This window comes from Methylophilus flavus (assembly GCF_042678905.1).
In the GTDB taxonomy this organism is placed as follows: Bacteria; Pseudomonadota; Gammaproteobacteria; order Burkholderiales; family Methylophilaceae; genus Methylophilus; species Methylophilus flavus.
Map to the genome: position 1 here is coordinate 616,645 of NZ_JBHTLN010000001.1, position 24,271 is coordinate 640,915.

Below are 24,271 nucleotides of genomic sequence, written 5' to 3' on the forward strand. Positions count from 1 at the left end.
TAAACAGAAATAGCGGGAGGTCTGATGCGGGAACAACAGCGGCAGTTGGTCGCTGTTGCAGGAAGGACATTAGAGTGAACAGTCAACAGTCACTGGGCGGGATGGAATAGATAGAAGATAATTGGATCACATACGTACATGACGCAGGCATTACGATATAGGTGAGGTTGTCTTTCGCCCCTAGGCGAGTTACTTTTCTTTGCTTGCCCAAAGAAAACGTAACCAAAAGAAATGCACCCTAGCTTCCGCTTTCTCCCTGCGTTGCTCGTCAACGTGGGCGTCCAACGAAACTCGCCCTGACAAGCCACACAAAACGTGGCTTGTTGCGGAACTCGAACAGACGCTGGCCGAAGACTCCCACGCTGACTGCGCTACTCGGCGCGTCAGATAGGGGCCCCATGAAAACCACACGCTTTCAGTTAGCGTGAGACTCGCCACATTCATTCCCGCTCCACGATTGAAATAAAACAAAGACAAAAGACAAAAGACAAAAGACAAAAGACAAAACAACATAATTGGTTTTTGAGTTTAGTCTTAGAAATTAAACAGGTCACTTAGCGCGCTCTGTCCATTGCGTCCCGCTAACACTTCATCGTGGTGGTTTTAAACGGGCCCTATCTGACGCGCCGAGTAGCGGAATCAAAATAAGAAACAAGGGAGCGACTGTCTGAGCTCCGCAACAAGCCACGGGTTGTGTGGCTTGTCAGGGCGAGTTTCGTGACCGCTTATTTTGATGAGCAACGCAGGAAATAAGCGGAAGCTAGGGTGCCCTTTCTTTTGGTTACTTATTCTTTGGGCAAGCAAAGAAAAGTAACTCGCCTAGGGGCGAAAGACAATCTAGCAATTTTCAATTATACATTTTAGGAGCACACAACACTTCGCTCACTCTTCTTCCGTGGCTCCTTACTGCGCCACACCAAACCATATCCGGCGAATCAACCCATCTTTCTGCACAAACTGATGCCAGGCAAATGCCGCCACATGCAAACCCAACAATCCGGTTAACACATAAGCCGCCACCCCATGCCAACCCATAATGGCATGCGCCAATTCTTTATCCACCGGAAACAATGGCTCCCAGTGAAATATAAACAGATTAAACCCATGATTGAACGAGCTAGCCAGCAACCCTACTCCAGGTACAACAAGAATCAGGGCATAAATGAAAATATGCGCATAATGGGCTAGCTTTACTTGCAATGGCGAGCCTGGCACATGCTCGGGCACAGCAGAACTCAGCCGCCAGTAAATCCTGAACAGCACCAGTGCAAACACAATCAAGCCGAAAGATTTGTGCGCGTTATAGATCAGTTTACGTAATGGCGTCTTGGGCAAATCGGGCATAAAGTAGCCGACGATTAATAAGCCGATAATTAAAATCGCCAATCCCCAATGCAGCAGGATGGCCGTGTTGTTATAACGTTGTGGGGTTGTATCAGACATGCGTTGATCCTTTAAGAATTACTTTTTGTATCTCAGACATTGCTTTAAAGACTTGGACTGCACCTGCAGCAATCAGCGCCTGTTCAGAAGTCGTCGCGGAATAACCTATGACTTGCATGCCGGCAGCAGCGCCTGCCCTGACGCCTGTGGCTGTATCTTCTATCACGAGGCAAGCCGCGGGATTTACGTCAAACTCGGCAGCGATTTTCAAATAAATATCCGGCGCAGGTTTAGGTTTACCCAGGTCAGCAGCGCTGAATATGCGACCTGCAAAGTAGGGAAGCAGCCCGGTTAAACCAAGCATTTTTTCTACCTTGCCGGCTTCACTATTCGAGGCAACACAAAACGGAAGCGTTAAATGCCTGATCAACGCTTCCACGCCTGTAATCGCCTTGATCTCTAATGCCAGCGCCGCATCTCGTGCAGTTTTATACTCGGTTAAAAAATCAGGGCCCAGTAAAACACCATACTTCTGGTTGATAATGGCGAGGCCTTGTTCCAGTGAAAGCCCGACATAATGTTCAAACAACTCGGCCAGGGTGATGGCCACGCCTGCTTTATTCAGCGCTTCGCAAAATACACGGTTCGAAATCGGTTCGCTATCCACTAACACGCCGTCGCAATCGAATATGATGAACTCGATAGCCTGTTTGCTTGGTAATGCCATCATGCATTGCTATCAAGGCTGTTGGGGTTGGCTGGACGATCCAATCCCAGATTATCCCTATACGTGCCATGCTGGTATTCCTTGCGGAAAATACCCCTGCGTTGCAATTCTGGGACGACTAAACGGGTGAAGTCTTCAAAGCCTTGTGGCAGCAATGGCGGTACGACGTTAAAACCGTCCGCGCCCTTTTCAACAAACCACTCTTCTATCAGGTCTGCAACCGTTTTCACTGAACCAATCGCCTGCAAATGCCCGCGTGCCACACGGAACTTGAGTACCAGCTGACGGATGGTCAGGTTTTCCCTGCGTGCCAGTTCCAGTTGTTGCAGGAAGCGGCCTTTGCCATTCTCGGAAGGCTGGTATGGCAAGTCAGGCAGAGGTTCATCCAGTGGATATTGGCTTAAATCATAACCACCAAATTCAATATGGCTGAAATCGACGGCGGATTGAAGCTCGCCAAACTTATCCTGAGCCTCTTGATTAGACTCGCCGACAACGACAGAGAGCCCGGGGGAAATCTTCAATTGATCAGGGTCGCGGCCATATTTCGTCATACGCCCTTTGACATCAGCATAATATTCCTGCGCCACTTTGAGTGAGGTGGCTGAGCAATAAGTCATCTCTGCGTGCTGGGCAGCGAATTCGCGACCGGTGTCGGAATTACCTGCCTGCACAAACACCGGGTAGCCCTGGATAGGCCTTGGGAAATCCAGCAACCCTTCAGATTTGTAATAGACGCCCTGCTTGTTCACCGGGTGCGCACTTTCCTGCTGGAAATAGACGCCGGTTTGCTGGTCCGGAGTATCAAAAGCATCATCATCCCAACTATCCCACAAGGCTTTGGTCAGATCCAAAAACTCTGCGGCCCTGGCGTAACGCTCCTCGTGCCCACGCGCCGCTTCAATACCGAAGTTCTTGGCGGTCGCCTCATTGAACGAGGACACAATATTCCAGCCAGCCCGGCCACCGCTCAAATGATCCAGAGAGGTGAATTCACGCGCAATATTATAGGGATCAGAAAAGTTGATATTGACTGTGCCGACCAGCCCTATGTGTTGTGTATGTGTAGCAATGGCCGAAAGCAGTGTCAACGGCTCGAACTGGTAGCTGAGGCCACTGCGGCCGGTTTGTTTATCTACTGCAGCCGAACGCCCGATAAAATCGGCCAGGAAAAATGTATGAAACTTTGCATCTTCGGCCAGCTTGGCGGCGCGCAGCCACCAGGCAAGGTTAGGCCTGCCGTCATCTTTGGAACTGGGGTGGCGCCAGCCGGCGGGATGGTGGCCGAAGCGTTGGAAGAAGACGTTTAAAATAAGTTGGCGGGGAGTACTGGCCATGGGGGTTCCTGATGGTGTTTTAATTTAGGTGAAAATTCATGCAGACTGCCTGGAAGGCAAATGATTGATTGCATTTAGGACCTGACCTAAGCGCTCTTGAACAGATATATCCTGCTCGAGACGCAATACCGGACAGGCTCGCTGGGCAAGCCATGCCTCATGCTTGGCCAGGCTGCGGCCTTCGGCCGGACCTTCATCATACTGTGCTGCCCAGGCTAAAAACTCTGGATTAACGAAACCATAGCGGGTGATTTCACGTTGACGTAACCGTTCAATGCGGGTGATGGCAGGGAGGTATAGAAATACTATTAGATCAAATGCCTCTTCAATCTCAGCTCCCCAACCAACTACCGAACCGGAAGCCACAATGTCAGGTGCGGATTGCAGGTCTGCATGCAACAAAACCAACCTTTCGGCCTGCGGGCGCTTTTCCTGGTAAGGCGGCATGGTAGGCAGCCAGAAATACGCATCGGCATCCAGGTGGCGCGAAGAAAGTGCCTGCGCCAGCGCCTGCCCAAGGGTAGTTGTTCCACTGCCTGAAGCACCAGTGATATGTACTTTCATCGCGTGAAATCAGCTATGAGGAATCAAGAACCTGTTTTGAGCTTATCGGCAACAGGCGTATTCGGATTCTCAGGCCTATTCAAGCCCAGGTTTTCCCTATAGGTTTTGCCTTCATATTCTTTACGGAAAATTCCGCGGCGCTGTAATTCAGGCACCACCAGGCGGGTAAAATCTTCCAGGCCCTTGATGGAGTAAGGCGGCACCACGTTGAAACCATCGGCACCTTTTTCCACAAACCATTGCTCTATGGTATCGGCGACTGATTTAGCCGAACCGATTGCCTGCAAATGGCCGCGGGCGACACGGAATTTGAGCACCAATTGGCGTATGGTGAGGTTTTCGCGCCTTGCCAATTCTAGTTGTTGCTGGAAACGTCCACGGCCATTCTCGCCCGGGTCATAGTCCAGGTCAGGCAATGGTCCATCCAGTGGATATTTGGTTAAATCCTGGCCGCCAAACTCTAACTCTGAGAAATCGACCAGCGCTTGCAACTCGCCGTATTTGTCTTGCGCTTCCTGATCAGTCTCGGCGACCACCACATTGAGGCCCGGGGTGATTTTCAGCTGGTCTTCGTCACGACCGTATTTCGCCATGCGCGACTTCACATCGGCATAATAGGCTTTCGCTACATCCAGCGATGTCGCAGAACTGTAGGTCATCTCCGCTTCACGCGCGGCAAACTCACGCCCGGTTTCTGAGTTGCCCGCCTGCACAAATACCGGATAGCCCTGGATAGGCCTCGGAAAATCCAACAGGCCTTCTGATTTGAAATACTCACCTTTGAAATTGACCGGATGACCGGAAGCCGGGTCATAAAACTGGCCACTCTGGCGATTAGGGTGATCGAATGCATCATCATCCCAGCTATCCCATAGTGCTTTGGTCAGCTGGATAAATTCGCTGGCACGCTCATAGCGTTCTTCATGCGTGATCGGCGCTTCGATACCAAAGTTTTTGGCTGTCACCGGGTTGAGGGATGACACCACATTCCAACCGGCACGGCCGCCACTCAAATGATCCAGCGAAGTGAACTGGCGTGCGACATTGTAAGGGTCAGAAAAGTTGGTATTCACCGTAGCCACCAGGCCGATATCCTTGGTTTGCGCAGCAATCGCTGACAGCAAGGTAAACGGTTCAAAATGAAAGTTATTGGGATTTTTAACCGATTGTTTATCGATCACGCCTGAACGCCCGATAAAGTCAGCCACAAAAAAAGTATCGAACTTGGCAGCCTCGGCAATTTTAGCCGCACGTATCCACCATTGCAGGTCAGGACGCCCGTTTTCAGTCCAGGTCGGGTGTAACCAGCCCGCAGGGTGATGTCCGTAACGTAACAAAAATACATTCAGGGCCAGTTGTCTTTTTTTGCTTTGACTCATCATCAACACTTTCAATAAAAAGTCGGGCGCAAGCGTTTCTTGCCCCGACATTGGTACTTACTTCGAACAATCCGTTGCTAATCCAACCACAATCATCGCTATTCTGGCCTGGACCGGAATGACCACAAATAAGAGAGCGCGCGAAATAAGCGATCAAGAGAGATGGAAGTGCAAGGCGCACGGAGCGCAGAAACCGGAATGTACTGAAGTACATGAGGGTTTCGAGCACCGGGCAACGCTGCAATTCGCTCGCGAAGACACTTCACGCTTTTCTTTTGTTATGCAGCCTTCTGCTTGTCTTCCTGCTTCAACAAATCAGCAATAAAGCGGCCAGTGTACTGTTTGGCTTTTTCAACCAGGCCAGTACGTTTCCATTGCACTTCCAGCGCGCCAGGCGTGTAGTCTTTAGCACCACCGACCTGCTCAGCCAGTGACTGGAAGCGTGCCGCTTCCTCAATCAGCAACACCAGTTGCGAAGTACCGATAATGCCCTTGCCCCAGATATTGGCGCCGCCGTTGGATTCCAGCAGGGCTGGCGGTGGTGCCAGCTCAGGATGGTTATCCAGGCGCTCTGAAATGATGGACAGGATGCTGCGGGTACGGTCCAGGTGGTTAGGGATTTCACGCGCCAGCAAATGACGCTGTGCAGCCACATATAAAATAGGGAAATTGATTTGCGCCAGTGACCATGCTGCCAGGTAAGGCGTATGCGCATGGATCACGGTATCCGCATCAATGCGTGACTCTTGCAGGATGTGGTCTTTCTTTTCAGAGAAAGTATCAATGCTGACCACCGGATCACGTGATCTTTCCCATGGCCATGGGAAACGGATGTTCAGCAGCTTGTCCTGGCCCGGGATTTTATGGGTGATGTGGTAAGTCCAGGTGGCAGACAAAGTGCCGGTTTCTTTCAGAAAATTGAATGAATGCAAAGCATCAGCCTTGGCCTGCTCTACATATTTCACTAATTCTGCTTCGGTAAAAGTATCGCTCATGTAAGTCTCCTGTTTTAAGGGTGTTATGCAGCTTGCGCTGCCGCAAAAACGGTAAATTCGGGTTGTTGCCTGACCAGATGTGCTGCCCTCGCTAAAGGTGCAGGATCAATCCAGTCCTGGATATCAAAATCCTGTTTCACATAGCCCCAGTCACGCAGGAAATTCTTCTGGATTTCCAGACCTTTGACGTACTGGTTGCTCAGTGTTGGGGTAAATGACAGGTGCACATTGGCACCGTGTGATGCAATCACTTCGGCCTCGCTGGCACTTTGGCCTTCGGGTGCCAGTAAATCCACGACTTCTTGTGGATGTGTAGCGGCCCAGGCAGCGGTACGCAACAGTACGGCAAGGTAGCGGTCAACCACATCCGGATGTTTCTGCAGGAAAGCACGGTCTACGGTGACCGGCCGTGGCGTGCCATTATTGACGCGCACGAACGGGTCGTGATGTTCATTGATATTGATCAGTTGGCGGTAGCCAGGGGTATTTGCCAGGCGCACACCGCGGGCAAAGCGTACAAAAATTGCATCGACACGGCCATCGTTCAACGCTTCGAGTTCGACATGCTTGTATTCTGAGCGCTCGCGTCTTGGGCCGTCAGCCAGATCATAGCTGGGTGCAGCGATATCAACCCATTTTGCATCAGCAGGTACCAGGCCATGCAATTCAAACGCAGTCGCAAAGCCATGCTGGGCAGCACCGCGCTGGAAATCAATCACCGCATCCGCATGATTGGGGATACCCAGGCGTTTACCTTTAAGATCCGTGATCGAGTGAATGCCACTGTCTTCACGGACGATAATGCCCTGGTATTCGTCAAGCCAGGTGATACCCACCACCACGGTATCGTGACCCTGGCCTTTAGCCCAGATAGGCGGAATATTGCCGCCTTCCCTGAACATGCCGGACTGTTTGTGATGGTAGTGCGAGTTACGGACTTCCAGACTTTCCGAATCGCGCAATGAATGCAACTGCGTGCCGTTGCCTGCAAATTCCTGCTGCAACCATTGTTGGCGAATAGCCAATGCGGATGCCGTTGCTGCGCCGCAGCGGGTGTACCACAAATTGACTGCCTGATTCGATGCTGAAGAATGTTGACTCATACCCTACCCCTTTAAATCTTGCCCATTAGAAAGTGCATAAACATCAATGCAATGGCAAACGGCATGCCAACTCTGAATCAGTCATTTCTGGCTAAGGGGATGAATCAGGTATGTGATTGATATTTAATGACTATTGCCGGCAGACTGGAATTTGTTATGAGTAATTGGAATAGCACATGCATCAACATCACACTGCTGGTCTGGCAACAGCAAACTCTTTTTTTGTTGCTGTTGCAACAAAAAACCTGGCGAAAAGATGGTATGCCATTTGCTGACTTGTGGTTTACGAATGATGGATATTTAATCAACAGAAAGAATCACATGCCTGTCCTAGCAGATAACGCCCTCAAGCAACTGTTTACTGAAGCACACACTGAACATCATTTCAGTGATGCCAGCGTTTCAGATGAAGTCATTCACCAGTGATATGAATTTGGGGAATTAGGCCCCACTGGCTTCAACGCGCAACCGGCCAGGTATTTTTTTATCCGTAGCCAGGCGCAAAAGAAGAAATTGGTTACTCATTTGTCATCCGCCAATCGCGAGAAAACACTGGCTGCGCCCATGAACCTCATCGTGGCTTATGACAAGCAGTTTCATCATAAACTCACCGAACAGTTCCCCGCTGATGATGCACGCAGCTTTTTTGGAAAAATCCCCGGCCTGGATAGAACCGACTGCAAAACTCAATGCAGCACTACAAGCCGGATACCTGATTATCGCCGCCCGCGCACTGGGTTTATCAGTCGGGTCCATGTCAGGTTTTAACCCTGACCAGATCGATGCGACTTTCTTTCGGGACGGCCAATATTAAAGCTTTTCTACTGTTGAATATTGGTTATATGAATGTGAAACCACCCAAAAACGCGGACCAAGATTACCCTTTGAAAAAGTCGTAAACATTTCTTAAAAGTGTTTATTCAGCAACATTCGGGCAAAACAGTTATCCCCGGTAATGTTGCTGACAAAACAATTTCTATTTTTTAAATCCCTACCCCATGAATTAAAAAAACAATAAAAATCATATAGTTAACAATATATATTCTGATTGGCATGATTCATGCCCTTGAGGTTCCAACACTTTTATAAGTGCTTCATCTCAAACTCAAGGGAACATTATGAAAAGAACGAGTCACTCTATCGGCGCCGAACAGCCGAGAAATTTATGGAAATTAAGCACCGTTAAAGTTGCAGTGCTGAGTGCCTTTGCAGGGTCACTGGCACTGAATCCTGCCTGGGCTGCTGAAGAGGAAAAAGCAGTTGAAAGCCAGGAAGCGCAAGTTTCTGAAACTGCGGCTAACGATGAGACCAAAAAACCAGCTGAAGAAACCCAGTCTCAAGAATCCTCACTCGGTAGCGTGACAGTGACGGCAAACAGACGTAAAGAAAATGCGCAAAAAATTGCTACCCCGATCACTGTGTTGAAAGGCAAGGATTTGCTGCAACAAGGCGTAGGCCGCTCTGCACAAGAGATCTTTAACTATGTACCAAACGCGACTGCAGTTGGGCAACAGCATGGTCGTCCACGCTGGTGGATCCGTGGCATCGGCGCCGGTCAGCAACAGCAGGATCTGGCCAGCCCTATCGGCTTCTACCTTGATGATGTGTATATCAGTAACGCCAACGCGACTGGTTTCCCGCTGTTTGACCTGGAGCGCGTAGAAGTACTGCGTGGCCCACAAGGCACCAAATACGGCAAGAACACCACCGGTGGTGCAGTGAACATCATCTCGCAAAAACCTTCATTGAAAGAAGGCAAAAACGATGATTACGTGAAAGCTGAATATGCTTCTTACAATGACAAAATCGTTCAGGGTGGCGTCAACATTCCTCTGGTCGATGATAGGCTGGGTGCGCGTATCTCTTTCTATAATGAAGATACCGATGGCCGTTTCCGCAACCAGTTTAAAGGTACTAAAGATGGCGGCCTGCAAGATGGGGCATTCCGCGCCCAGTTGCTGGGTAAAATCACCGATGACTTTGAAGCATTGCTGAATGTCCACTATCGCAAATACAAAACCGATGGTGCTATTACCACGACAAACAGCTATGCACCTAGCGGTGTTTTCCGCAATGGCTACAGACCAAGTACAGGATATAGCGACGTCAGCACCAACGCAGACAACTGGACTGACGCTTCTCAGACTGGTTCAAACCTGAACCTGAAATGGAACATAGGCAAACTGGCTTTAACATCCATTACTGGCTTTGAAGGCTTCAAGAACGAAGGTTTGAGCGATGGGGATAATACACCACTTGAACTTTCGCGCAGCCATACAGATAGCCAATCTCGTCAAGTGTCACAAGAGTTCCGTATCACCTCACCTCGTGAAGACCAATGGAACTGGTTGGGTGGTGTTCATTTATTTAAAGAGACACTTGATTTAAACAGCCAGAATGCCAAATTGCCTTCTGGTCAGGTAGCAAACTCCAGCCCGGTCAACTCAGGTCCTACAGTTACCTATAACGACACTGACCTGAAGCATGAAACAACCAGCTTTTCATTATTTGGTAATACAACCTATAACTGGACGGATGATTTTGCAACCTCAGCGGGCCTGAGCTGGAGCCGGGAGAAAAAAGATTATGACCTGAACCGCAGAGGTTCGACAGGTCTAGGAACCTTCAGCAGCCTTGGTCGTTGGTGGGAGTCCTATACCGGCGCATTCGCTCCTGCCGGTCCATTGAATTCGGGTACATTCAGTACAAGCGATTCAGCAACATGGAACCGCTGGAGTTATGACTTCACTCCCGAATACAAGATCACACCTACTGACCGCGTGTTCTTTAAATACGCACACGGCATCAAGTCGGGTGGCTTTAACACCGCAGCTACCAACCTGGCAGCTGTTAATCAGGTGAAACCGGAAGAACTTGATTCTTACGAAGTGGGTTACAAGTCAGAGTGGCTGGCAGGACGACTCAACTTCAACGCCACGGCTTTCTACTACGACTATCAAGACGTTCAGGTTAACGTAGTAGGCTTTAACGTACTTGCGGGCCAAACTGTTTCGTACCTGCAAAACGTAGACAAGGCTAAAACTTACGGTCTGGAGTTGGAAGTTCAAGCACTACCAACAACCGACTGGTTTGTGAGCGGTAGCTTGGGTCTATTAAGTACTAAATATGAAGATGCCGAAATCCTGAACAATGGTGGTAACTTTGATGGCAACCGCCTGGTCAGGTCTCCAAATGTGACAGCTAACTTGCTGACCAGCTATACATTCCATGTCGACAACGGCGCGAAAGTAGTCCTGGGGGGTGATGCACGCTTCCTGTCGAAACAATACTACTATGTCACGCCACAAGGTGTTGATGCCAACGGCGTGTATCGTTCAGGACTTGAGCAAGGTGCGTTTACTATCGTGAATGCGCGTATCTCTTATATCACACCAGGTAATAAGTATAACTTCACAGTTTTTGCAAACAACCTGTTTGATAAAGAGTATCTGCAACACTCCACCCCGGCTTATAGCCCGGCAGCCCCTGTCATCAATGGTGACAACATCATTCAGGGTGCTGTCAGAATTGTTGGTGCTTCATTCACCGCTGCATTCTAATCGTTTTACCCTAGTGATAACGCCAGGACACTTCGTGTGTTCTGGCGTTTTTGATATAGATAATTCTTAAAGGAGCGCCTGTTGAAGTCCTACATAGAGACCGAAATCGAGGGGCAGACGCAATCCACGTCACGCTTTGCTCATTTCCAACGCACGCACCCACTCATACGATGCCTGACACTGTACGCGTACATGCCATGGCAATTCAGTATTACTGCTCTGCTATTCATTTTGGTGAACGCTGGCATGGCCTGGCAATTATGGCTGGTTGGCCAGGTGGTTCAATCCATCCATATCGGTGAATTCATTACGCGGAATGCCCAGGGCATACTCGATTTTTCTAACGCCCGCTATTGGCTCACGCTATTGATCGGCGTCGCCATTGGCCGGGCGATATTGCAATACATAGGCGGCGTGATGTCGCTGATTATCGGCCAGGAATTACTGTATATATTGCGTGAACGCATTCTGTACCAGGTGCAAAGGCTGGACCTGGCCTATCACTGGCAGCACGGAATCGGCGAAATCGTGACGCGTACCACCCGCGATGCCGATAAGGTGCGGGATGCGCTGATTAACTTCTGGCGCCAGGTATTTGAAGCATCTATCTGGGTATTGATCTCGGTCACGGTGCTCAGCATTTACCATCCACTGATAGGTATAGGCACCTTGCTGCTGGTAATGGCAGGTATGCTGCTGTTTTTCAAGCACACGAATGCCCTGGTGTTGCTTGATCGTGAAGTGGGTAGCGCCTATGACCAGGTCAATCAGGAGCTCAGCGAAGGCGTGAACGGCATTCGCGTGATCAAGGCATTTGGACTGGAAGCTCAGCGCACCGCGCATTTTACCGGGCTGGTAGATACCTTTGTCACGCATGCGCGTGCTGCATTGGCTTATGCCGCAAAAAGAATCCCTTTACCGCAAATCGTCATCGGGTTTAGCCAGGTATGGATTTTAGCCCTGGGCGCTTACCTGGTCAGCAAAGGGGTACTGAATGTCGGTCAGCTGGTGGCTGCACTACTGATCGCCAACGCGCTGGTGTTCAGGGTAGAAGGCATAGGCAGGGTCATGCAGGTATTTGCCGACGCACGTTCATCCGCCGCCAGGATCTGGGAACTGCTGGATGAACAACCGAAAATCCTCTCCGGCAATACAGAACTACAACCTCAGGCTTTGGGCTTTCGTTTGCTGGATATCACCACCAAAGCGCCTAACAGCGACAAAGCGATTCTTCAACATTGCAGCCTAGAAGTCAGCCCCGGCGAGACCATCGCCATAGTGGGTGCCACCGGTGCAGGCAAAAGCTCGCTGGCAGGCCTGCTCCCTCGCCTGCTGGATGCCGCACAAGGCAGCGTAGAAGTCGGTTCGGCCTGGGCTGGCTGGCATGATGTCAAGACACTGGACCTGCACCAGTTACGCAAACTGGTGCATGTAGTGCCGCAAGAAAGCTTCCTTTTTTCGGACACCCTGGCCGCCAATTTACGCCTGGCAAAACCGGATGCCACAGATGAAGAGCTGTTAAAAGCGCTGCACCTGGCCGCTGCTGACGAGGTACTGGAAAAACTCAGTGATGGCCTGCACACCAAGATTGGTGATCGCGGCATCACCCTGTCTGGCGGGCAACGCCAGCGTATCAGCCTGGCCAGGGCATTCTTGTCTGAGCCAGCGATCCTGGTGCTGGATGATTCCACCAGTGCGCTGGATGCGATCACTGAACGCACTGTACTAGACAACATCCGCCATTTGCGCGAGCACACCGGCAAGAACATCACCGTGCTGATTATCGCCAGCAAGCTTTCCACCATTCTGCTGGCTGACCGTGTCGCCATGCTTGCTGAAGGAAAGATTATTGCAGAAGGCACGCATGAAGACCTGATCAAGGATTCTTCTGCTGGCGCTAGCTGGGCTTACCGGGATTTAGTAGGAGTTCAACATGGCTGAAAAATTAAGACAAGAACGCGCACTCAATGATATCGAACTCGAACAGGCGCTCGCTAAAAAAAGCCTGGACCGCAATATGTTCTGGCGTTTGTTACCGCTGCTGAAACAGGTCTGGAAACAAGTCACCACTGTCATCCTGCTCGAAGCGGTATTAGTGGGTGTGATTTTCATAAGGCCATGGTTTTTGCGCGAAGTGATAGACAATGGCTTTATCCAGACTGCTCAAGGCATTCTGCTAAATACGCCCTTGCTGACCTGGATGAGCATAGGCATGGCGGTGAGCTGGATTGTGCGTTTTGGCATTTCAGGGTTATCGCAATACCTGTCCGGCAGTGCTGCTGTGCATATCCTGAACAGCTTGCGCGTGCAGGTGTTCGCACACCTGCAACACCTGAGCATGCGTTACTTTGACCAGACCAAGGCAGGTCGCATTATTTCACGCGCAGACCGCGATATCGATGCCCTGGAGCCCTTGCTTATCCAGGGGCCGCCCGAGCTGCTATCAGCACTGCTACGCTTTGTGGTCGCTGCTGTTGCCTTGTGGTGGATATCGCCCAAGCTACTGCTCGCACTGGCCAGCATTGTGCCTGCCCTTTTTGCAGCTACCTGGTTATTCAAACGTATTTCAGAAAAAAACTGGGCCAAAGTGGCTGAAGCCAGGGCGCGCTTTACTGCACACCTGGTGGAAACCGTGTCCGGGGTGCGCATCATCAAGCAAACCGTGACCGAAGCAGATAATGCGCACCGTTACCGCAGCTTGCTGCATGACTTCAACACCACGCTGATCAAAGGCAATATCCGCACCAGCTGGTTCCTGCCCTTTACGCAGGTATTGAGCACCGTTGGCATGGCATTATTGCTAGGCACTGGTGCATTAGGCATTGTCGAACAGGAGTTAACAGTTGGCCAGATCGCACAAAGCCTGTTTTACGTACAGCTGTTCTTGGGTCCGTTGCAAGAATTGAATGACTTGTTTGAACGCTATTCCACCGGCGCATCATCAGCCCAGCGTATCTTTTTATTATTGGATACCGAGCCTGAAATCATAGACCCACCGCAACCAAAACTGCCGCCGGTCAGTGGTCATGTCGCGTTTAACAATGTGCATTTCAAATACAACCCGGACGCAGCCAAGCTAGTGATTCAAGGACTCAACCTGGAAATTCCGCCAGGCCAGGTATTAGCTATTGTGGGCCCGACGGGCCACGGTAAAAGCACTATCGTGCAGTTACTGACGCGCTTTTATGAGGTCAATGAGGGTGAAGTACTGGTCGATGGCGTGAACGTTAAAGACTACCAACAAACCCTGCTCCGCCGTAAGGTGGGCCTGGTATTACAGGATAACGTGCTGTTCAGCGGCAGCGTGCTGGATAACCTGCGCCTGGCCGCGCCTGAAGCCTCAGACGACACGCTGATTCAGGCGGTAAAAGAACTCGGCGCAGATGAGATTCTGGAAAGACTGCCAAAAGGCTATTACACCGAAGTCGGTCCACTGGGAGCTTTTCTCAGCCATGGTCAACGGCAACTGGTGTGTATTGTCAGGGCTTATCTGGCAGACCCGGCCATTCTGGTGCTAGACGAAGCCACGTCTGCGGTGGACTTGCATACTGAAAGAAAAATCCAGAACGCCTTCAGGCGATTAAGCGAAGGCCGCACCGCCATCATCATCGCGCACCGGCTATCTACCATCAGAGATGCGGATGCGATTGCCGTGATCAGGGATGGCCAGATCGTTGAAAAAGGCTTGCACAACGAACTGATCGCCCTGCACGGTCATTATTCAGGATTGTATAAAGCCTACCAGGAAGCCTCAGAAGCCTCCGCCTTGCCTGATGCTGGCAGAACAACAGTTGCTTGAATGTGGATGTTGCCAGGCAAACAAAACAAAGGCATTTAGAAATACAAAACAGTGTATCTCATTGATTAATAATCATTAAACACACTGGCACACTTCATGCACTACAGAGTGTTCCAAACTAATTTAACTCATCAGGAGAGATGATATGTCTGCACAAGACAAGATTGATAGCATTTGGTACACACGCTGCCCGGTGCCTACCCCATTGGGACTGGCTGCACGTGAAGGCTGGATCAGCCAGGAATTTGCACAAGATGGCATCACCATCAACACCTTGCAGGAAACACAAGACCCGGAGCTGCTGGAATCACATTACGACCATCGTTTGCCGCACTCTTTCCGCCAGGGCGGTAATGTCCCGGCCATCTGGGCAAAATCCAGGGGCACGGATACCAAAGTGATCGGTTTGAACTGGGTAGATGAAGCACAACTGATCGTGACCTTGCCAAACTCAGGTATCAGCAAACCGGCAGACCTGAAAGGCAAACGCATTGCGGTGCCTAAACACGTAATCAGCATTGATCACCAACGTGCCAGCGCTTTGCGTGGCATTGTAGTCACACTGGAAGTTGGCGGCCTGACCCCTAAAGATGTTGAACTGGTTGATGTTGCTGTTGAAAAACAACCACCTACCATAGGCTGGCAATCCGGCAAACGCGCCGCTTATGCGGCGGAATATGCAGCCCTGAAAAACGGCGAAGTAGATGCGATTTTCGTTAAAGGTGCCCGTGGTTATGAAAGCGCCAATGAACACGGCGTGACCATTGTTTATGATGTGCGTCAGCATCCGGACCCAAAAGTAAGAGCCAACAATGGCGCACCACGCCCAATTACAGTGGATGCCGCTTTGCTGCGTGAACGTCCTGACCTGGTGGTACGCTTTTTGAGCCAGATTGTAGATGTGTCTGACTGGGCTGCCAAGCATGAAGCGGAAACTGTGGCTTACATTGCCAAGGAATCAGGCTCCACAGACAAATGGGTACGTGAAGCCTATGGCCACGACGTGCACCTGCATCAAGGTACTGATTTGAACCCTGAGTCCATCGCCGCCCTGGAAGGTTATAAAAACTTCCTGCTGGAGTGGGGTTTCATCAAGGAAGACTTTGATGTGCAGGCATGGATTGATCCTTCAGCATTGGCTGAAGTACAGCGCCTGAAGAAAAAAGCTGCTTAATTTTTGGCACTCGTGTGGCAGCTGCTTAAGGTCCGCCCTGGCATCTGCCACTTTTACTTTTATAGACGAAGAAGATGCAGCCTGAAATCCCCAGCCCTATCGATCTAAGAGACCCGGCCACTGCCGCAGACTGGGCACAATCAGCATTGGTCAAACGCCCATGGCGTCCCGAGTTTTTCCAGGCATTTGCCGACACTATCCTTAAACACTTTCCGGCTGGCGCCGTGCGCATCCTTGAACTGGGTTCAGGGCCAGGTTTTCTTGCCGAGCATTTATTGCAGGCATTACCGGAGAGCCAATATGTCGCGCTCGATTTTTCCGCCGCCATGCATGCGCTGGCGAGGCAATGCGTTGGCCCGGGTAGAGAACACATCCACTTTATTGAAAGAAACTTCCTCACGCCCGACTGGTCGCAAGGGCTAGGTGTGTTTGATGTAGTCGTCACCATGCAAGCCGTGCATGAGTTACGCCATAAAACCCGCGCCAGTGCCTTACATCAGCAAGTGAAAAGCCTGTTACAAAGCGATGGTTATTATTTACTGTGCGACCATCATACGGATACCGGTGGCATGCAAAACACCGAGTTATACATGTCTGTCTCAGAGCAAAAATCTGCACTAATGACTGCCGGTTTTACCCATGTCGAGCAGATCCTGAATAAAGGCGGCATGGCATTGCATCAGGCGCACTGTAAATAATTCACTGCACATCACATTCATACAAATAACCACATTCATTAAGGAGCATGACGATGAGTTTAAGACTAGGTGATACCGCCCCTGATTTCACGCAAGATTCCAGCATAGGCCCGCTATCTTTCCACGAGTGGCTGGGCGATAGCTGGGCCATATTGTTCTCTCACCCGGCTGATTACACGCCAGTGTGCACCACAGAGCTTGGCGCCACCGCCAAGCTGGCAGGTGAATTCAAAAAACGCAATGTGAAAGCGATTGCCCTGTCCGTAGACCCGGTCGAGTCACACCATGGCTGGATTAAAGATATCAACGAGACCCAGTCTACCGAAGTCAACTTTCCCATCATTGCGGATGCTGACCGTAAAGTATCTGAGTTGTATGACCTGATTCACCCCAATGCCAGCGCAACAGCCACGGTACGATCAGTATTCGTGATAGACCCTAAAAAGAAAATCCGCCTGACACTCACCTACCCTGCCAGTACTGGCCGTAATTTTAATGAACTGTTGCGCGTGATTGATTCACTGCAACTGACCGAGTACCACAGTGTGGCCACGCCAGCTAACTGGGAAGACGGCCAGGACGTGGTGATTTTGCCATCCATCACTGACCCTGAAGTCCTTAAGACCAAGTTTCCAAAAGGATTCAAGGCTGTAAAACCTTATCTGCGACTCACCCCGCAACCAAATAAATAACAAAAAAAGGTCCGTATCATCCCGGGCCTTTTATTCATGAGCGGAAAAATCTCAATGCGCTTGGCCATCCCATTATTGATTACAGCACTGTTAATCAGCCTGCATGCAAATGCAGCTGACCCTGTTACGGTGACCACGCCTCGCGGCGCACCAATCACTGTGGTAGCTAACTTCCCTGAAGGCACAGGCCCTTTTACCACTGTTATCCTCGGGCCAGGCACCGGCACCATGAAACAGAAAATCAACGAAGTCGTCGAGCGCGAACTGCTGAAAAACAATATCGCCGTGTACCGATTTGAATGGGCGTTTTATGTCAAAGACAAAAACAGCAAACCATCAGACGCTGATCGCAGCCCCGAAATCGAAGACTTTTCAACCGTCGTCGCACTTGCCAAAGCCGATAAACATGTAAACACCAAATCCATTATCGTTGGCGGAAAATCACGCGGCACCATCATCGCCTGGCAAGTTTTGCGTAACGATCCAAGTTTAAAAGGCATCCTGCAACTCACACCGGTGTGCAGTAAAGAAGGTTTCACCGCTGACCAGCTTTACCCTGAACTTGGAGACGAACGCAGACCGTCCATCTGGATTGCTGGCGATGCGGACTCAGCTTGTAATATCAATACGCTGTATAGTTTCCTGGCACGTGCTGGTGGCCCTGCCAGAGCTGCGATTGTGGTTGGTGACCATGGCCTGGCAGGAGAGTCGACAAGTCATTTAGCAGCAGCATTTTCGGCAGACTTTGTGTTGGCTTTAGGCAGGAATAAAAACTAAAGATTGATGATTTTCTTCTTGTAATTAAACCAGCTATTACACTCACTCCATGAATATTCCAGATATCCAACTGATTGGTGATTTCTTCAAGGTTTCCAATCTGGAATTAGTCATACAGCGCAGAGGTGGTTATGTATATAAAGGCGTATTCAATCACAAAGTCGTATACATCAAACTGTCTACCGAGTTAGCGCCATTCAAGCGTGAAGTGGAAGTTTTGCAGGCAATCCCAGAAGCAGCATCCTTCCCTCAGCTCATCGCACACTCAGAGTGGCAGGGTTGGCATGCTCGCGTAATCAGCGAGGTTCCCGGAGTACCCTTGTCGCATGTGCTTCCGACTATCCAGAACGATGCGGAACGGATTTGTTTGATTGAAACGTGTGGTCGGTTACTGGCTTCATTCCATCAGGCTTTTAGAGAGCCTGAAATATCTAAACTCCATTTCTGGCATAAGGATGATCAAGCGCAAAGTAAGCTTCCGCAATGGCAAAGTTATATCCAGTTGCTCGTGAATAAATGGGTGGGGAGAATACGCTTCACTGAGCCAGATACACAGCTCAATCTGGAACATGCGGTAAAAACGATTGTGGCTTTGTCTGCTCAAATCCCCGAGCCTAAGACCAAAAGTATTCTGCACTGTGATTTTGTAGGCAGGAACATCATTGTGGATAGCCAGTCTTTAGTGGGATTAATTGACTTTGAAGAGGTTCAAATAGGGGACCCCGCTTATGATGCGGCCAAATTTGTCTGGGCAACATTGGATTGGCAGAACCAGCAAGAGACATCGGCATTTTACAAAGCATGGGCTCGAGCTTATGACGCACCGCAAGACTGGCATTTATTTCACATTTATATAGCCATTCAATCAATCGCGGCCATTGCATGGTGCGATAAAAACACCCTGGATACCTCAGAGAATGCTGACTTTCGAACGAATGCAGTGAAAACATTAATGACTGTGGTTGAGTCATTTTGAGTTTTACACTCCTCCATATATTCACCCTTTAATAATCACTATGCAGAGATTAAGAGTTGTTGTTTTGTTTGGCGGCGTCAGCGAAGAACGCGATGTCTCTATTGCCAGTGCGGCACAAGTCATCCCGGCGTTAAGGGAAGTTGGTCATGAAGTCATAGCCATTGATACCGCCACCGGCATACTTAACCACTCGCAAGAAGCGCGGTTGCTCGCTAATAAAGTGGCGGCATTACCGCCAGGTTCAGATTCATTAGCCCTCATGCGTCAGACACATATTCTCCCGGCGCAACAACTGGCTGATGTTGATGTGTATTTTTTGGCGTTGCATGGCGGCACTGGCGAAAACGGCAGCATACAGGCGATGCTCGATATGGCGAACATGCCTTATACAGGAAGCGGCTCGTTAGCGAGTGCCGTGGCAATGGATAAGGATATTACGAAGCGGCTGTATACATTGGCCGATATCCGCACCCCGGCCTGGCGTATGACCCCGGACTACACAGAAAGAGAACTGCTGACCCTGGGTTTGCCGCTGGTAATCAAACCTAATGCCCAGGGCTCTACGGTCGGCCTGTCTATCATCCATGACCTGGCCGCGCTGGATGCTGCCATCACCCTCGCCCGCCAGTTTGGTGACGAAGTCATGCTGGAGCAGTACATTGCCGGCAGAGAGTTAAGTGTGGGTGTACTCGACGGTGAACCGCTGGGCGTGGGCGAGATCGTGCTCGATCAGGCATTGATCTTTGACTATTCATCAAAATATCAGGCCGGCAAAGTGCGCGAAATCTTCCCGGCTGAATTACCTGCAGATATCTATGCCGAAGCGCAGCGCCTGGCGGCGCTGGCGCACAAGACATTAAAGCTAGCGGGCTACAGCCGCTCGGATTTCAGGCTGGATGAAAACGGGAAGTTATGGTGCCTGGAAACCAACACCTTGCCAGGCATGACATCTACCAGCCTGATGCCGCAATCGGCCGCTGTAATGGGCATTTCATTTGCTGAATTGTGTGACCACATTTGCAGGCTTGCGTTGAGAAAACGGCCTCCTTAACTTCTTTGCAAAAGCCAATGCGCTGTAGAAAAAACTGCTTTCTACTTTCCTCAATCATAATATTGGCTTATGCCTGAATACCGGCCTCCGTCGTTATGACGGAGGTCGTAGGTTTTCACATTAGTCCCTCCTGCGATATAGCTTGACTTCGAAAACCCAGTCATCAACTACTGAGTAACATTTACTAAGTAACATTAACTTTTATATAAAAAAACGGTCCGGGGTACAGGCCCAGACCGTGTTCAAAGCACTACACTGGATATTGTTGTTTTAATCTTCGATTCTGAATCCGACTTTAATCGTGACCTGGAAATGCGCTAACTTGCCATCTGCAATATGCCCGCGCGTCTCTACCACTTCAAACCAGTTGAGGTGATTAAGCGTCTTGGCTGCACGTTCGATGGCGTTCTTGATGGCATCATCACTGCTCACGGTAGAGGAACCTACCAATTCAACCACTTTATAAATATGTTCTGACATCGTTTTATCCTTTTAATACAGTTGAAGTGTTTGACCTGTCACTTATTGTACTGGCTGCCAGACCCGACCAGGAGGATTCTGGTTGGGGTTCCCTTCAATACGGATCAGCTTGGCGGGACCTTCACGTCTGGGCGAATGGATTTCATTTTCGTTATAGACGCGCACATTGCCAGCCGTCAACTCAATGGAATCCCGCAACTTGACCGTGCCCACGCCAGCTTCAACCACATCCCAGCCATCCATGGTGGTGACGCCAGCAACCTGACCATAAATGGCCCAGGAAATGCCATGGTCATGCGGCGGTGCTTTCCTGGCTTCCTTGAAAACGTGCCCCAAGATGGCAAAACCAAGATCGGCATCTTCATACAATACGCGGCGCTGTGGCTGTTCGTCATCCAGATATTCCGCTGCAAATGCCTGATCGGAGACTACGTCCTGCAAGTAGACACGGACGCGTTCGCGGCCTGCCGGGCCTTGATCTTCCAGGAGGAAATTACGCACTTGTTGTGCGACTGCATCAATTGTAAAAGCCATGCTTACTCCAGATAAAATAATTGTGGAGCGTGCTTGTGCACTACTCCACACGATAATTACGCTGCCAGCTTACCGGCCTGCTCATTAGCGAGAAGTGCTTGCAAGGCTTTTTGGGCATCTTGAATCGGACGGTGATCAACCCAGGCATCAAAGTCAAAGTCTTTATCCAGGATGCCATAGCTCAACAGGAAGTCTTTCTGCTGACGGAACAACTCTAAACGCTCAGCAGACAAGTCAGGCGCCAATGAAAGATGGAAGCCATTCCGGTAGGCAGCAGCTACACCTTCAGCCGTACCGCCGGTTTCATTCTGCAGAATTTCATGCACGCCAGCCAGGTTGGTCTTCGCCCATTCCGCAGCGCGTAATGTCTGGGTCAGGAAGCGTACAACGACGTCATAATGATTTTCCAGCAGGTAACGATGTACAGTCACCGGGCGTGGTGTTCCGTTATTCACGCGGAAACGTTTTTCCGGCAAGGTATCCAGGTCAATGCCAACCACCAGGCCCTGGTCACGTGCGCCATCTTGTGCAGCAGCGCCTTTGACATAAATCGCATCGACTTTACCTGATAGCAAGGCATTAAAGCTGGCTTGCCAGCCACCGTAGCGACGGCCACTGGCCGTGACTTCGTTTTGGCCCACTTCAACCAGCTGGATATCATCCAGGGTCAAGCCAACCGAAGCCAGCGCACCTTTGTAGCCATGCAGGCTGCTGTGGCGTGTGATCGTACGGCCACGTTTGTTTTCAGTGATGTCTTTAGGGTTGTAGCCAGGCAAGGCCAGACGCTTACCTTTCAGGTCTTCCGGTTTGCGGATATTCGAATCCGGACGGACGATGATGGATTGTGACTCTTCGATCCAGGTCAGGCCGATCAGCACGGTATCTGCACCTTGTGCCTTGGCCGGAATTGCAAACAAGTTGCCACCTTCGCGGATCAGGGTCTGCAAACCATGGTCATAGTGGTGATGTCTGAAATCGGCGCTATCGTCATCCTGCAAAGCGCGCAGGCGGACATTATCCTTGGTAAATTCGTCCTGCAACCAGCCAAGATTAAACGCGATGCCGGAAGCTGTAGGTACACCACCCTGGCCATTGCCCGCGCAACGGGTGAACCAGAGCGTATTGTCAGGAAGCTGTTGTTGATTACTCATAATACATTCCTTTGATGAATTGAAATTTTTAGTCGTCTGACCAACCGTTATGACATTGTGATCAACAGCGATTGGTTACTGCTTGTTTGTTAACCTGGTGCCCGTCATCAGGCCTGCTTGCATGGCCTAGCCAACACCGTTTTGCACACGATTCCAGACAATCGCTGGTTTACTAGTGCATCTACTTAACAAATCAGTCAGGATATCTGCAGGAAATATGCCAAATGCAAAGAAATTTAAATACCCTATATAAATCAATGCATTAAATGCGTACTGAAACCCGATTCAATTGCGCGCTGTTTACCAATGAGCAAAGCAGTGATGAAACCGCAACAGTTGAATGTTAATTTAATCAGTATTCATATTTGACTACTCTCACAGCGAACCAAACACTCAGTTGTTGAGATTAAAAGCAACAGGTACTGTCATTACGGAATCTACGGGTTCACCCTTGACCAATGGCGGATAAAACTGCCAGCGCGAGACAGCCGTGAGGGCCAGCCAGGCCAGTTCCTCATTGTCAGCCTTTAGCGTATGCGGAAACTGCACTGAGCCTTCTTTATCGATATAAAATTCGACCAGCACTTTGCCTGTCACGCCTTTATCAGCAAGTTCTGGCGGATATACGGGTGGTGGAGTGTAAAAGGGCTTGGGGGCAGTATCCAGTTGAGATACAGCCAATATTTTTGCCGGTGAGTCTTTTAATTTATTAAGAATACGCCAGCCATTCGCATCAATCGCAGTTTCCCTGCTGTCATGTTCCGAAAACTCACGCGTGATGGTAAAGGCTGACCATGAAGGCTGTTTATTTTTGCGTGCGGCATAAAAGCTGGAGGAATAAACCATGGCTTTAAGTGCAGCCCCAAATTCCGGAGCGCTACTCTCCAGCAACTCTACTTGTGTGGGTAAGCCTTGCGGATCAATCACCACGGACACCTTTGCTGACCCTTTCACTCGTCGTTGTAAAAGATCTAAAGGATAAACCAACGGCGCAACCAATTTATCAATTGGTGGTTTGTCATATTGAAACTCATCTGGTAGCTGACTGCTTGCTTTTGCCGGATAAGTAAATGGCAAAGCTCCACGAAAACTTTTTTTAGATAAGCTAAAATTAATAACCTTGTAAATACGCTCAGGAACAGGCTTTCCATTGGCTAAGGCTGGTGTCACCCTGGCATTTTGATAAGTGCGTATAGCGGCTTTCTCGAATGCAGGGTGACTCGAAAAAAGAACATCTATCGACTGGATATTTGCTTTTTCATTGACTGATATCTGTGCAAAAAAAGCCCCCGCATTACCATGAAGAAAAAGCTCTTCTGGATAAGAAGCGAGTTCTCGAGTCGATATTTTAAGCGGTTGAAATCCTGCGCCTGTAGGATTTCCATCCTTAAACTCTCCTTCGTAACGGGCGCCATTGGACCAGGTTTTTATGCCTTTACCTGTTTTTGAGCCTTTTTTGAACTCCCCTTCATAACGTCGACCGTCTGGCCAAGTCTGTACACCCTGTCCATGCGCGGCGCTATCAACAAAATCTGCTTCCAACCGAATGCCATGACTAGTATTGTTGAAATATTCAGCGACACCTTTACCTTGTAATTTCCCCTGTACGAAATGGCCGGTATAGCTATATTTCTGAACTCGATCATGGAACCAGTTAAGCGTCCCCACGCCATCTAAATAGCCATCTTTACATGCACCAGTCCATTCGATACTTTCAAAGGGTTGAGGTAATTGATTATAAGCTTTGCAGCCTTGGTCATCAGTAATCCAGGCTTCTTTTGCCGGTTCATCTGCTGCGTAACTAATATCGCACCACAACAGAAATATAATGGCTACTAAAGGTTTTTTCATCTTAAACTCCATATGACGGTCTACGCATCATTTCAGTAAT

Annotated in this window: 22 protein-coding genes; 11 read left to right on the forward strand and 11 right to left on the reverse strand. The window is 49.8% G+C overall.

Features of this window, described 5'->3' with window-relative positions; translation table 11 throughout:
• Positions 1–903: 903 nt before the first annotated feature.
• The 7 genes from ACFQ2T_RS02875 to ACFQ2T_RS02905 form a co-directional block, all read right to left on the reverse strand.
• Positions 904–1,443 carry a cytochrome b gene (locus ACFQ2T_RS02875; RefSeq protein ID WP_379030230.1) on the reverse strand — a complete coding sequence of 180 codons (540 nt, stop codon included), beginning with the start codon at positions 1,441–1,443 and terminating at the stop codon, positions 904–906.
• Complete coding sequence (locus ACFQ2T_RS02880) at positions 1,436–2,113, reverse strand: HAD family hydrolase (protein WP_379030233.1); 678 nt, start codon at positions 2,111–2,113, stop codon at positions 1,436–1,438. Before ACFQ2T_RS02880 ends, ACFQ2T_RS02875 begins: the two co-directional genes overlap by 8 nt.
• On the reverse strand, positions 2,110–3,447 hold the full coding sequence (locus ACFQ2T_RS02885; protein WP_379030235.1) for an LLM class flavin-dependent oxidoreductase: 1,338 nt from the start codon (positions 3,445–3,447) through the stop codon (positions 2,110–2,112). The genes ACFQ2T_RS02880 and ACFQ2T_RS02885 overlap by 4 nt, the downstream gene beginning before the upstream one ends.
• A gap of 36 nt (positions 3,448–3,483) precedes the next feature.
• Entirely contained in the window at positions 3,484–4,011 is a 528-nt protein-coding gene (locus ACFQ2T_RS02890) for an AAA family ATPase (protein WP_379030238.1), read from the reverse strand.
• Between the two features lie 23 nt (positions 4,012–4,034).
• Positions 4,035–5,390 carry an LLM class flavin-dependent oxidoreductase gene (locus ACFQ2T_RS02895; RefSeq protein ID WP_379030241.1) on the reverse strand — a complete coding sequence of 452 codons (1,356 nt, stop codon included), beginning with the start codon at positions 5,388–5,390 and terminating at the stop codon, positions 4,035–4,037.
• Positions 5,391–5,668: 278 nt separating this feature from the next.
• Entirely contained in the window at positions 5,669–6,385 is a 717-nt protein-coding gene (locus ACFQ2T_RS02900) for a class II aldolase/adducin family protein (protein ID WP_379030244.1), read from the reverse strand.
• A gap of 23 nt (positions 6,386–6,408) precedes the next feature.
• Complete coding sequence (locus ACFQ2T_RS02905) at positions 6,409–7,488, reverse strand: ABC transporter substrate-binding protein (RefSeq protein ID WP_379030247.1); 1,080 nt, start codon at positions 7,486–7,488, stop codon at positions 6,409–6,411.
• A 126-nt stretch (positions 7,489–7,614) separates the two neighbouring features.
• On the opposite strand from ACFQ2T_RS02905, the gene ACFQ2T_RS02910 reads away from it, so the two are divergent.
• The 11 genes from ACFQ2T_RS02910 to ACFQ2T_RS02960 all read left to right on the forward strand — a co-directional run bounded on the left by ACFQ2T_RS02910 (position 7,615) and on the right by ACFQ2T_RS02960 (position 20,215).
• Positions 7,615–7,914, forward strand: coding sequence for a hypothetical protein (locus ACFQ2T_RS02910; protein ID WP_379030250.1), 300 nt, complete (start codon positions 7,615–7,617; stop codon positions 7,912–7,914).
• Positions 7,915–8,134: 220 nt separating this feature from the next.
• Positions 8,135–8,302, forward strand: coding sequence for a hypothetical protein (locus tag ACFQ2T_RS02915; RefSeq protein WP_379030253.1), 168 nt, complete (start codon positions 8,135–8,137; stop codon positions 8,300–8,302).
• Positions 8,303–8,606: 304 nt separating this feature from the next.
• Complete coding sequence (locus tag ACFQ2T_RS02920; RefSeq protein WP_379030256.1) at positions 8,607–11,048, forward strand: TonB-dependent receptor; 2,442 nt, start codon at positions 8,607–8,609, stop codon at positions 11,046–11,048.
• Between the two features lie 81 nt (positions 11,049–11,129).
• On the forward strand, positions 11,130–12,989 hold the full coding sequence (locus ACFQ2T_RS02925) for an ABC transporter ATP-binding protein (RefSeq protein WP_379030259.1): 1,860 nt from the start codon (positions 11,130–11,132) through the stop codon (positions 12,987–12,989).
• Positions 12,982–14,847 (forward strand): ABC transporter ATP-binding protein, encoded by a 1,866-nt coding sequence (locus ACFQ2T_RS02930; RefSeq protein WP_379030262.1) that lies wholly within the window; start codon positions 12,982–12,984, stop codon positions 14,845–14,847. The genes ACFQ2T_RS02925 and ACFQ2T_RS02930 overlap by 8 nt, the downstream gene beginning before the upstream one ends.
• A 145-nt stretch (positions 14,848–14,992) precedes the next feature.
• Positions 14,993–16,021 (forward strand): ABC transporter substrate-binding protein, encoded by a 1,029-nt coding sequence (locus ACFQ2T_RS02935; RefSeq protein WP_379030265.1) that lies wholly within the window; start codon positions 14,993–14,995, stop codon positions 16,019–16,021.
• 74 nt (positions 16,022–16,095) lie between these two features.
• On the forward strand, positions 16,096–16,719 hold the full coding sequence (locus tag ACFQ2T_RS02940) for a class I SAM-dependent methyltransferase (protein ID WP_379030267.1): 624 nt from the start codon (positions 16,096–16,098) through the stop codon (positions 16,717–16,719).
• 53 nt (positions 16,720–16,772) lie between these two features.
• Complete coding sequence (locus tag ACFQ2T_RS02945) at positions 16,773–17,411, forward strand: peroxiredoxin (RefSeq protein WP_379030270.1); 639 nt, start codon at positions 16,773–16,775, stop codon at positions 17,409–17,411.
• 54 nt (positions 17,412–17,465) lie between these two features.
• Positions 17,466–18,188 (forward strand): alpha/beta family hydrolase, encoded by a 723-nt coding sequence (locus ACFQ2T_RS02950; protein ID WP_379030273.1) that lies wholly within the window; start codon positions 17,466–17,468, stop codon positions 18,186–18,188.
• Between the two features lie 49 nt (positions 18,189–18,237).
• Entirely contained in the window at positions 18,238–19,164 is a 927-nt protein-coding gene (locus ACFQ2T_RS02955) for a phosphotransferase family protein (protein ID WP_379030276.1), read from the forward strand.
• Between the two features lie 40 nt (positions 19,165–19,204).
• Complete coding sequence (locus ACFQ2T_RS02960; RefSeq protein WP_379030279.1) at positions 19,205–20,215, forward strand: D-alanine--D-alanine ligase family protein; 1,011 nt, start codon at positions 19,205–19,207, stop codon at positions 20,213–20,215.
• Between the two features lie 270 nt (positions 20,216–20,485).
• Here ACFQ2T_RS02960 and ACFQ2T_RS02965 read toward each other — a convergent pair whose 3' ends face one another.
• From ACFQ2T_RS02965 to ACFQ2T_RS02980, 4 genes are all read right to left on the reverse strand, one after another.
• The gene (locus ACFQ2T_RS02965) at positions 20,486–20,695 is read right to left on the reverse strand and encodes a dodecin (RefSeq protein ID WP_379030282.1); all 210 of its coding nucleotides are present in this window, start codon (positions 20,693–20,695) and stop codon (positions 20,486–20,488) included.
• Between the two features lie 42 nt (positions 20,696–20,737).
• Positions 20,738–21,229, reverse strand: coding sequence for a hypothetical protein (locus ACFQ2T_RS02970; protein WP_379030285.1), 492 nt, complete (start codon positions 21,227–21,229; stop codon positions 20,738–20,740).
• Between the two features lie 56 nt (positions 21,230–21,285).
• Positions 21,286–22,380, reverse strand: coding sequence for an ABC transporter substrate-binding protein (locus tag ACFQ2T_RS02975; RefSeq protein WP_379030288.1), 1,095 nt, complete (start codon positions 22,378–22,380; stop codon positions 21,286–21,288).
• A gap of 393 nt (positions 22,381–22,773) precedes the next feature.
• A complete protein-coding gene (locus tag ACFQ2T_RS02980) occupies positions 22,774–24,231 on the reverse strand; it encodes a TonB family protein (RefSeq protein WP_379030291.1) in 1,458 nt (485 codons plus the stop codon).
• Positions 24,232–24,271: the final 40 nt, after the last annotated feature.

Excerpts from the sequence above, each read along its gene's own strand:
- ACFQ2T_RS02875 (WP_379030230.1), bottom strand. The coding sequence starts at position 1,443 with ATGTCTGATACAACCCCACAACGTTATAACAACACGGCCATCCTGCTG.
- ACFQ2T_RS02880 (WP_379030233.1), bottom strand. The coding sequence starts at position 2,113 with ATGATGGCATTACCAAGCAAACAGGCTATCGAGTTCATCATATTCGAT.
- ACFQ2T_RS02885 (WP_379030235.1), bottom strand. The coding sequence starts at position 3,447 with ATGGCCAGTACTCCCCGCCAACTTATTTTAAACGTCTTCTTCCAACGC.
- ACFQ2T_RS02890 (WP_379030238.1), bottom strand. The coding sequence starts at position 4,011 with ATGAAAGTACATATCACTGGTGCTTCAGGCAGTGGAACAACTACCCTT.
- ACFQ2T_RS02895 (WP_379030241.1), bottom strand. The coding sequence starts at position 5,390 with ATGAGTCAAAGCAAAAAAAGACAACTGGCCCTGAATGTATTTTTGTTA.
- ACFQ2T_RS02900 (WP_379030244.1), bottom strand. The coding sequence starts at position 6,385 with ATGAGCGATACTTTTACCGAAGCAGAATTAGTGAAATATGTAGAGCAG.
- ACFQ2T_RS02905 (WP_379030247.1), bottom strand. The coding sequence starts at position 7,488 with ATGAGTCAACATTCTTCAGCATCGAATCAGGCAGTCAATTTGTGGTAC.
- ACFQ2T_RS02910 (WP_379030250.1), top strand. The coding sequence starts at position 7,615 with ATGACTATTGCCGGCAGACTGGAATTTGTTATGAGTAATTGGAATAGC.
- ACFQ2T_RS02920 (WP_379030256.1), top strand. The coding sequence starts at position 8,607 with ATGAAAAGAACGAGTCACTCTATCGGCGCCGAACAGCCGAGAAATTTA.
- ACFQ2T_RS02930 (WP_379030262.1), top strand. The coding sequence starts at position 12,982 with ATGGCTGAAAAATTAAGACAAGAACGCGCACTCAATGATATCGAACTC.
- ACFQ2T_RS02935 (WP_379030265.1), top strand. The coding sequence starts at position 14,993 with ATGTCTGCACAAGACAAGATTGATAGCATTTGGTACACACGCTGCCCG.
- ACFQ2T_RS02940 (WP_379030267.1), top strand. The coding sequence starts at position 16,096 with ATGCAGCCTGAAATCCCCAGCCCTATCGATCTAAGAGACCCGGCCACT.
- ACFQ2T_RS02945 (WP_379030270.1), top strand. The coding sequence starts at position 16,773 with ATGAGTTTAAGACTAGGTGATACCGCCCCTGATTTCACGCAAGATTCC.
- ACFQ2T_RS02950 (WP_379030273.1), top strand. The coding sequence starts at position 17,466 with ATGCGCTTGGCCATCCCATTATTGATTACAGCACTGTTAATCAGCCTG.
- ACFQ2T_RS02955 (WP_379030276.1), top strand. The coding sequence starts at position 18,238 with ATGAATATTCCAGATATCCAACTGATTGGTGATTTCTTCAAGGTTTCC.
- ACFQ2T_RS02960 (WP_379030279.1), top strand. The coding sequence starts at position 19,205 with ATGCAGAGATTAAGAGTTGTTGTTTTGTTTGGCGGCGTCAGCGAAGAA.
- ACFQ2T_RS02965 (WP_379030282.1), bottom strand. The coding sequence starts at position 20,695 with ATGTCAGAACATATTTATAAAGTGGTTGAATTGGTAGGTTCCTCTACC.
- ACFQ2T_RS02970 (WP_379030285.1), bottom strand. The coding sequence starts at position 21,229 with ATGGCTTTTACAATTGATGCAGTCGCACAACAAGTGCGTAATTTCCTC.
- ACFQ2T_RS02975 (WP_379030288.1), bottom strand. The coding sequence starts at position 22,380 with ATGAGTAATCAACAACAGCTTCCTGACAATACGCTCTGGTTCACCCGT.
- ACFQ2T_RS02980 (WP_379030291.1), bottom strand. The coding sequence starts at position 24,231 with ATGAAAAAACCTTTAGTAGCCATTATATTTCTGTTGTGGTGCGATATT.